General features: G+C 69.2%; 9 protein-coding genes. 2 read left to right on the forward strand and 7 right to left on the reverse strand.

Features of this window, described 5'->3' with window-relative positions:
* From AB0442_RS41080 to AB0442_RS41110, 7 genes are all read right to left on the reverse strand, one after another.
* On the reverse strand, positions 1 to 319 hold a 319-nt coding region (locus tag AB0442_RS41080), incomplete at its 3' end, for a polysaccharide deacetylase family protein (RefSeq protein WP_366168634.1).
* A 290-nt stretch (positions 320 to 609) separates the two neighbouring features.
* Positions 610 to 1,761, reverse strand: coding sequence for an acyltransferase (locus AB0442_RS41085; protein WP_366168635.1), 1,152 nt, complete (start codon positions 1,759 to 1,761; stop codon positions 610 to 612).
* A gap of 18 nt (positions 1,762 to 1,779) precedes the next feature.
* Complete coding sequence (locus AB0442_RS41090) at positions 1,780 to 2,583, reverse strand: class I SAM-dependent methyltransferase (RefSeq protein ID WP_366168636.1); 804 nt, start codon at positions 2,581 to 2,583, stop codon at positions 1,780 to 1,782.
* Between the two features lie 90 nt (positions 2,584 to 2,673).
* Positions 2,674 to 3,630: a transporter gene (locus AB0442_RS41095; RefSeq protein WP_366168637.1), complete on the reverse strand. Its 957-nt coding sequence runs from the start codon at positions 3,628 to 3,630 to the stop codon at positions 2,674 to 2,676.
* Entirely contained in the window at positions 3,627 to 4,538 is a 912-nt protein-coding gene (locus AB0442_RS41100) for an ABC transporter ATP-binding protein (protein WP_366168638.1), read from the reverse strand. Before AB0442_RS41100 ends, AB0442_RS41095 begins: the two co-directional genes overlap by 4 nt.
* A complete protein-coding gene (locus AB0442_RS41105) occupies positions 4,535 to 4,966 on the reverse strand; it encodes a GntR family transcriptional regulator (protein ID WP_366168639.1) in 432 nt (143 codons plus the stop codon). The genes AB0442_RS41100 and AB0442_RS41105 overlap by 4 nt, the downstream gene beginning before the upstream one ends.
* Positions 4,967 to 5,267: 301 nt before the next feature.
* Positions 5,268 to 5,624, reverse strand: coding sequence for an integrase core domain-containing protein (locus AB0442_RS41110; protein WP_366168640.1), 357 nt, complete (start codon positions 5,622 to 5,624; stop codon positions 5,268 to 5,270).
* Between the two features lie 395 nt (positions 5,625 to 6,019).
* Here AB0442_RS41110 and AB0442_RS41115 point away from each other — a divergent pair, with 395 nt between their 5' ends.
* Positions 6,020 to 6,763 carry a helicase associated domain-containing protein gene (locus tag AB0442_RS41115; RefSeq protein ID WP_366168641.1) on the forward strand — a complete coding sequence of 248 codons (744 nt, stop codon included), beginning with the start codon at positions 6,020 to 6,022 and terminating at the stop codon, positions 6,761 to 6,763.
* Positions 6,764 to 7,115: 352 nt separating this feature from the next.
* Positions 7,116 to 7,418: a hypothetical protein gene (locus AB0442_RS41120; RefSeq protein WP_366168642.1), complete on the forward strand. Its 303-nt coding sequence runs from the start codon at positions 7,116 to 7,118 to the stop codon at positions 7,416 to 7,418.
* Positions 7,419 to 7,542 lie beyond the last annotated feature (124 nt).

Here is a 7,542-nt window from a genome sequence, read left to right on the forward strand (position 1 = left end):
TCGCGGCGAGCAGCTCCCACGGAAGGTGGCAGCCGGGGTCGGAGACGCCCACGGCCGCCGCAGCGGCCCGGTAGGCGGCGAACACCGTGGCCGGCCCTCGGGTGGACACATCAGGACGGGGTCTGACGCCGATGATCTTCTCGATGGCGTCCTGCGTACTGGTCAGTTCCCAGCGGACCTCATCCTCGTCGAGGCCTGTGGGCCTCCTGTGGTTCCAGGTGTGGTTGCCGATCTCGTGCCCCTCGTCCGAGATGCGCCGCAGGACGTCGGGGTACTTCGCGATGTGGCCCTTGCCCTGGACGAAGAACGTGGCGTGCATACCGCTGGAGGATATCCAGCAGCCTGGGGGTGGTCGGGCTTGGGCCGCCGTCGAAGCTGAGGGCCACGCACTTCGTTTTGCGGCAGTCGACGTTTCCTGCCACCGATCCCGATGCTTCTGCTCGAGCAGCGCGCGGCGAGGTGCCGTCGTAGGTCGTGACCGTCAGGGCCAGAGTCAGCGCGACGGCTGGCACGGCGGCTACCGCTGTCGCGGCGGCGATGAGCGGGCGAGAACGTCTTATGCGTGTGATAGGCGGCATGCGAGATCTTTCTTTGGACGGATTTTCCGGGTTACCGCGTGCGGGCAGGAGTCGGTCTCACGGGAGGAGACTGAAGCCGCATGTCGAGCGTCAGGCGTTGCCTCAGCAGGCGTCCGAGTCGACGCTCCAGCGTTGTGTGGATGAGCAGGGACAGCCCCAGCACGCAGACGACGGACACCGCCATCGAAGGCAGCGGTTCAAGCCTCGGAACGACCCGGATCAAGCCTTTGGCCAAGGGAATTCCGATGCTTTGGTGGATGAGGTAGAAGGGGTAGGTGAGTCCCCCTGCAGTGACCAGCCAACGCCATCGCAGCCTCGCCAGTGGTCCTCCGACACCGGCCAGCGCCAGCAGCCCGAGGCAGAGCGTGAGAACGGCCGCACACATGGCCCAGGAGGGCCGGCTCTCGCCGAGGGGTACGTTGGCGTGATCGGCCACCCGGAGTTCGAGCACGGTGAGTTCGTAGGCCCAGGCGAATCCCAGCAGCAACCACAGCAGGAGGCTCTGTCCGAACCTGTGCATGAGGTGGAGGACGATTCCGGCGACGAAGAGGCCGGTGTATCGGGGCAGTACGAATTCTTCGAGGAGCGGCGACTGGAGTTCGAGGGTGATGACAGCGGTCAGGAGCCAGGCTCCGCAGAAGGTCACCACTCGCCGGTACGACAGCCCGAAGACGATCAGCAGGGCCATCAGCAGGTAGAAACGGGCCTCCACCCAGAGCGTCCAGCTGACGCCGTCAACCAGTTCAAGTCCCAGTGGTCCCGGGGCCATCGTCAGGTTTCCCAGGACGGTACGGGGGTCAATGCGGGTGGCGACGGGCCAGTGGCCCATCCGCGAGACCAGGACGAGCGCGATCACGAGGAGTACGGCGCACCAGTAGGCGGGGAAGAGCCGTGTGATACGGGAGACGGTGAACTGTGCAAGCGTCCGTCCCCAGCAGCTCATACAGATGACGAAGCCGCTGATGGCGAAGAAGAACTCGACGCCGAGCCAGCCGTAGCGGCTGATCTCATGCAAAAACGGCGTGAAATCCCGAAGTTCGGTCCTGTTCCAGAAGTGTGGGGTGGGTGTGCCGAGGAAGTGGTACGCGGCCACCATGACCGCTGCCACCAGGCGGAGCCCGTCTATCGCGGCCAGACGCGCCGGCCCGCTCCGCGGTCTGGGAAACGGTCTGTCGGACGGCATGTCGCAACCGGAGCCGATTCAGACGGTGGGCAGGGGCGAGCGGCTGACACGTATCTTCGACTGGCCATGCGGGCGCTTCTCCCAGTCCTCCATGAACCGCGCGTGCAGACCGTGCCGCCGCGCCAGGTCCAGGAGGGTCTCGGTGCGGTAGTAGAAATCCTCGCGCAGTACCTGGTGTTCGGCGCCCTCGGTGCGGTCGAAGGTGAAGTCGAAGAACCCGGTGTCGGTCAGTACGCGGCCGACGTGCGTCAGGCATTGGTCGATGACCTCCAACGGCGAGTGGGAGAAGACGCTGTGCGCGTGGACGACATCGAAGTGGTCGTCGGGCAGGAAGTCCAGGGTGAGGTCGCCGGTGATGGTCAGATGCGGCAGCTTGTCCTGGATACGGTGCTCGACGAGGGTCTTCTTCGCGGCCATCAGGATATCGGGCGAGATGTCGATGCCGTAGTAGTTGCCGGTGTGGAGGTGCCTGATGAAGCGCCAGCCACCGCGCAGGTTGCCGCAGCCGATGTCCAGCATGCGGTGGTCCGGCCGCAGCCCGTGTTCGATGAGGTAGTCGAACTGCATTTGCCCGAGTGCCAGCCAGCGGTCATGGGTCTGGCTGCCGACCGCGGCTTCCGGGTTGCGACGGGTGTCTGAGGCCATCACGGCGCGGTAGTAGCCGACGTGGTCGGGGTGCTTGAGGCGCAGCCAGGTGTCTCGGCCGGCGCGTCGCAGGTACGGGATGACGCGGCCGGGGTGGCGCAGGGCATATCCCGTCTTGTGGGTGAGGGCGGCGCGGTTGTTACGCAGTTTCTTCGGTGTCTTGGCGTCGGCGGGCATGGTGAAGCGACCTCCGTGCGAAAGGGGATCCCGTGGGGGATGAAGGAGAGGAAAGGGATGAAGGCGATGTGACGCGATGCGGTCCCGCGGTCAGACGCGGCGACGCAGGAGCAGCACGGTTGCGATCGTGAGCACAGTGGCGAGAGCGCCGAGGGCGGCGGTGTCGGTCCACTGGAAGATCCAGTAGTCACCGGCCGGGTTGGCTTGGTAGAAGCGGGCCACGTACCCGTGCCCTGCCATGCACTCCTTGAGCTGGGCGCCCGACGGGAAGGGGCAGCTCATCGCGTCGTCGTGGCGGCCGGTGGCGGTGATCAGACCGTAGTCGCCAGTCGACCACTTCTCGGCCATCGGCGGTTTGGGGATGCTGCCGGCGCTGACGTAAGTGTGTGGCGGGACCAGCAGCCGGGCCCGGTGCGCCCACTCCAGCAGGAGCGTCATCACCCCTGTTGCCAGCAGGGTCAGGACCATCGCCGTCAGCACCCGGCGAACCAGCAGACCCAGCAGGGTGCCAGCCGCCAGGCCGAACAGGGCAGCCGCGACAACGCGGGGGCCTGAGCCGCTCAGGGCCGCGTTCTCGTACCAGAACAGGCCGTAACTCCGGTCGGCGGCCGGCCGCCACCACCAGGCGAACACTCCCGCGAGCAGGCCGGAGAGGGCGGTCGTGGTCACCGCGGCCAGGGCGAACCGGGCGGCGAACCACTGGCCGCGCCTCACGTCCTGCGCGAGGATCATGCGGTGTGTGCCCAGTTCCCGGTCGCGGCCCAGCAGGGGGGCGCCCCAGAAGACGCCGATGAGGACGGGCAGGGCGATGTTCAGCGCTCCGAGGTACTTCAGCGGCTCGACGTCCAGCAGCAGGGGCAGACCGGTGTCGGACCGTGTGCAGTACAGCGGACCGGTGGCGCAGTGGTCGAACAGCCCGCTGTGCAGGGCGTCCAGCATGCCCGAGCGGTAGTACGCGGCGATCGCGGCAGCGACGAGCAGGGCGGTCGCGCCGATGCCGGCCGACACGCGCTGCTGGCGCCATGCGAGCCAGAGGGAGCCCTTCACGCCGCCGCCTCCGTCCGCTCGGCGGGGGCGGGGTGCCCCGGCTCACCAACCTGGAGATAGCCGATCAGGATGCCCTCCAGGCCGGGCCGTTCGATGTGCCAGTCGCCGCGTATCGGTCCGCACTGCCGTATCAGGGCGGTCAGCTGCCTGCCGCCGGTGCGGCTCCGCACGACGGTGTGCTGTCCGGCAAGGATGTCGGCCTGGCCGGCGGGTCCGGTCAGTACTGCATGGTTCCTACGCAGTACCTCAACGTCTTCGCTCAGCTCAACGCGGCCGTCCCGCAGTACCAGCACCCAGTCGCAGGTCTCCTCGAGTTCGGGCAGGACGTGCGAGGACAGCACAATGCTCATGCCGCGCTCTACGGCCTCGGCCATCAGCTGCGCCATGATCTCGCCTCGTGCCACGGGGTCCAGGTCGGCCAATGGCTCGTCGAGAAGCAGGAGTTCGGGTCGCTTGCCCAGTGCCAGGGCGAGCGCGACGCGAGTGCGCCGTCCGGGAGACAGCTCGCCGACGCGGGCGTGGAGCGGGATGTCGCCCTCGCGAACGATCCGCTCGGCGGTCGTCCGGTCCCACGAAGAGTTCAGCTTCTCACCCATCAGCAGGGTGTCTGCCACGGTGAAACGCGGGTAGAGCGGCTTGTCCTGGGTGAGCAGAGCGACGCGGGCGCGGGCCTCCGACGCGCCGGGTACCACTCCCAGCACACTCAGCTGCCCGGAGGCGGGTCGGAGCAGCCCGCCGGCCAGGTGCAGCAGTGTGCTCTTGCCGGCGCCGTTACGTCCGACGAGCGCGGTAATGCGGCCGTCAGGCACGGTGAACTCGCAATCCTGCAGAGCCCAGCTGCCCCGCCTCCGGTGCCGGAATCCCAGCTTCGTGGCGCACAGCGCCGCCGACGCGTCAGGCCCGGTCATGCGTTCTCCTTCTTTCGTTCCCGGTCCCCCGGGGTTGTGCTGTCGTGCTCGTTGTCGTAAGCGTCCAGGGCGGCTGTGACCAGGGCGAGGACATCTGCCCGCTCCAGCCCCGCGGCCCGCGCGCGGGCCACCCAGTCGGCGACCTTCTGGCGCAGCGGAGAGTCGCTCTCCGCCCCGGGCCGGGCGAGCGACCGCGTCACGAAGGTCCCGAGGCCACGGCGCAGTTCGACCAGACCAGCCTGTTCCATGTCGCGGTAGGCCCGCAGCACGGTGTTGGGGTTGATGGCGGTCGCCGCCACCACCTCCCTGGCCGTGGGCAGCTTGTCCCCGACCTGCAAGGTACCCATCCGCAGCGCCCGTTCGGTCTGCTCGATGATCTGCACGTAGGCCGGCACGCCACTGCCACGGTCGATCCGGTAGTCGATCACATCGCCTTCCCCCGCTCGACCATGCTTGTGTTAATGAATTAATGGAAGCCTAGTTGATGTCCGGCGACGATTTCAAACCCGCCGGGAGAACGACTGGAGTGCACCGGCCACCGGCATCCAGCTGCACACGTGTTCCGTCATCCCCTCGCACGCGGAGCGCGGCAGCCGGACGAGGCCGCGTCGCCGCCCAGGCGAGGCTGCCTGCATGTGTGCGGTGCACGAGTGGCATGGCGCAGCCGGGTGGGTGACGTTGCCGGAACCGACTCATGCTGGACGGAGTAGAACTGACAACTGTCCCGCGTCAAGCAGTTGGCAGGTTTTCGGGTTCGGGAAAGTTGGGGACGAGCGGGTCCGCGGCGCCGGTGTGGACGTCGTGGGGCCGGTTCCAGGCCAGGGCCTCGTGCGGTCGGACGGTGTTGTAGTCGCGCCGGTAGTCCTCGGCGTGCCGGACGAGGTCGAGGGCGTCGGGTATCTCCTCGAGGAACAGCTTCTCGTACTTGAGCGAGCCGAAGCCGCGCTCGCGTGAACCGTTCTGGCCGGGCGTGCGGACCCGGGTGCGGACGTGTCGCAGCTCCGGGCGGGTGGCGATGAACGCCTCGAACCGGAACGAGCGGAACGGTCCGCCGTTGTCGGTGACGATGGTGACCAGCGGCTTCACGGTCCCGTCCGCGTCGCGCAGGGCGAGCTCGGCCAGTGGCTTTCCGGCCAGCGACTCCGCTTCCCTGATGGCGAGTTCGATCGCAGCGACGGCGTCGTGCTGGTTCGCGGTGGGCGACCCGTGCCAGCCCAGCTCGTACTTCGACCAGTAGTCGCGACAGCCCGCGAGCCGCCAGGTGCCGCCCGAGGCGGTCTCGAACTCGGAGAAGTCGCGCTGCCAGACCTGGTTCGGGCCGGTCGGCTCGGTCGCGAAGGCGGCCTTGCGGCGGGCGGCGAGCTGGCGCCGTTCCCGCTGGTAGTTCGCCTCCAGCAGCAGGCCCTCATCCGCTCGGTAAATGGCTGTCGGACCGGCGCAGCGAACGGGCCGCGGGCATGGTGGCGGAGTACCGGGCCGACATGCTCGACGGTCTTGGGATGATCTGGTCGGTGCCGGACGCGCGGTTCGAGGCCGGGCTGTCGTGTGCGCGGGTCTGGGCGAAGGAGCACGCCGGGTCGCTCGCGGCTCCCGCGCGGGCGTCGGTCGGCGGGTACGCGATCGGAACGCGGCTTGCGGAACTGCGGGCCGCCGCGCAGGTGCCCGCCGGTGAGCCGGGCGCGCTCGCGCCCGAGCGGCGCCGCGCGTTGGAGGAGATCGACCCGTTCTGGTGCCCGACCTGGCCGATCACCTGGCAGCGCACCTACAGCGTGGCGCGGATGTGGTGGCTGGAGTCCGACGGCCGTGTCGACTGGGCCGCGCTGCCCGAGGAGACGGTGTTGGAGGGTGAGCAGCTCGGCCGCTGGGTCGTGGCGCAGCGCGGCAGCTTCCCCGGGCTGGAGAGCGACCAGCAGGACTTGCTCACCGCGCTCGGCATCGAACCAGACCCGGAGCTGGTCGCCGCCAAGCAGGCCGTCGAGGCGAAGCCGAAGACGTCCCGTGCGGACCGCTTCGCTCAGGGCCTGGCCGCGCTCGCGGCGTTCGCGGGGCGGGAGGGCCACGTGCGGGTTCCGCGGCCGCACAAGGAGCCGCTGGAGATCACGGTGGCCGGCCCCGGCGGCGAAGAGAGCACCGAGGTCGTGCACGTGGGGCTCGGGGCGTGGCTGAACAACCAGAAGGCCCGCCGCGCCAAGCTCACCCCGGGGCAGCTCGCGCAGCTCGCCTAGCACGGCGTGGAGTGGGCGTAGAGCGGGCGCGGCGTGAGCTTGGGTTCGCGTTGGACGTTCACTCGGCCGGAGCAGCCTGATCGCCTCGTATGCGTTCTGTTTTTCCTTTCGCTGGCAGGGGCCGGAGGGGCATAGCACTGCCGGGAGGAGGCTGGTGCCGAGCGGCGTGTCGACCACGCCTTCGCACTTTGAGTGATGACCTGACTACTCAAGGTAAGGATCATGTGATGCGTCTCCGTATTGCTTTCAGCGCCGCAGCCCTCGCCGCCAGCGCCTGCCTCCCGCTGGCCGGCATATCCATGCGCAGGATCTCGACTGCGCCAACTTTTCCACCCAGGAGGAAGCACAGGCGGTGTTCAGCGCCGACCCGTCGGATCCCAACAACCTGGACGCCGACCACGACGGCATCGCGTGCGAGACCCTGCCCCACGCCGCCACGGGCACTGTCACGACAGCTCCGGTCGCTGGCAGCTCGCCGGCCGCGTCCGCTCCCGCAGCGGCGGTGCAGGCACCCGTCGGCAGCGTGCCGGCCGGCACCGGACCCGCGCGGGATGACACACAGCTCCTGCTCGCCGCCGGCCTGGCCAGCGGGGCCCTGCTCGCGGCCGGCGGCGCCGGCATCGCGCGCCGACGGCTGGGCAGCCGGTCGAACTGACCACCCGCTCCTGGGCGTGGGGGGGGGGGGGGGGGGCCCCCCCGCGGGGGTTGTGCGCGGCCCCACCCGGGGGCCGCCTCGGGTGGGGGGGGGGGGGGGTGCGCCCCCCCCCCCAACAACAGGG

The sequence above is a fragment of the Kitasatospora sp. NPDC085895 genome (assembly GCF_040702125.1).
Lineage (GTDB): Bacteria > Actinomycetota > Actinomycetes > Streptomycetales > Streptomycetaceae > Kitasatospora > Kitasatospora arboriphila.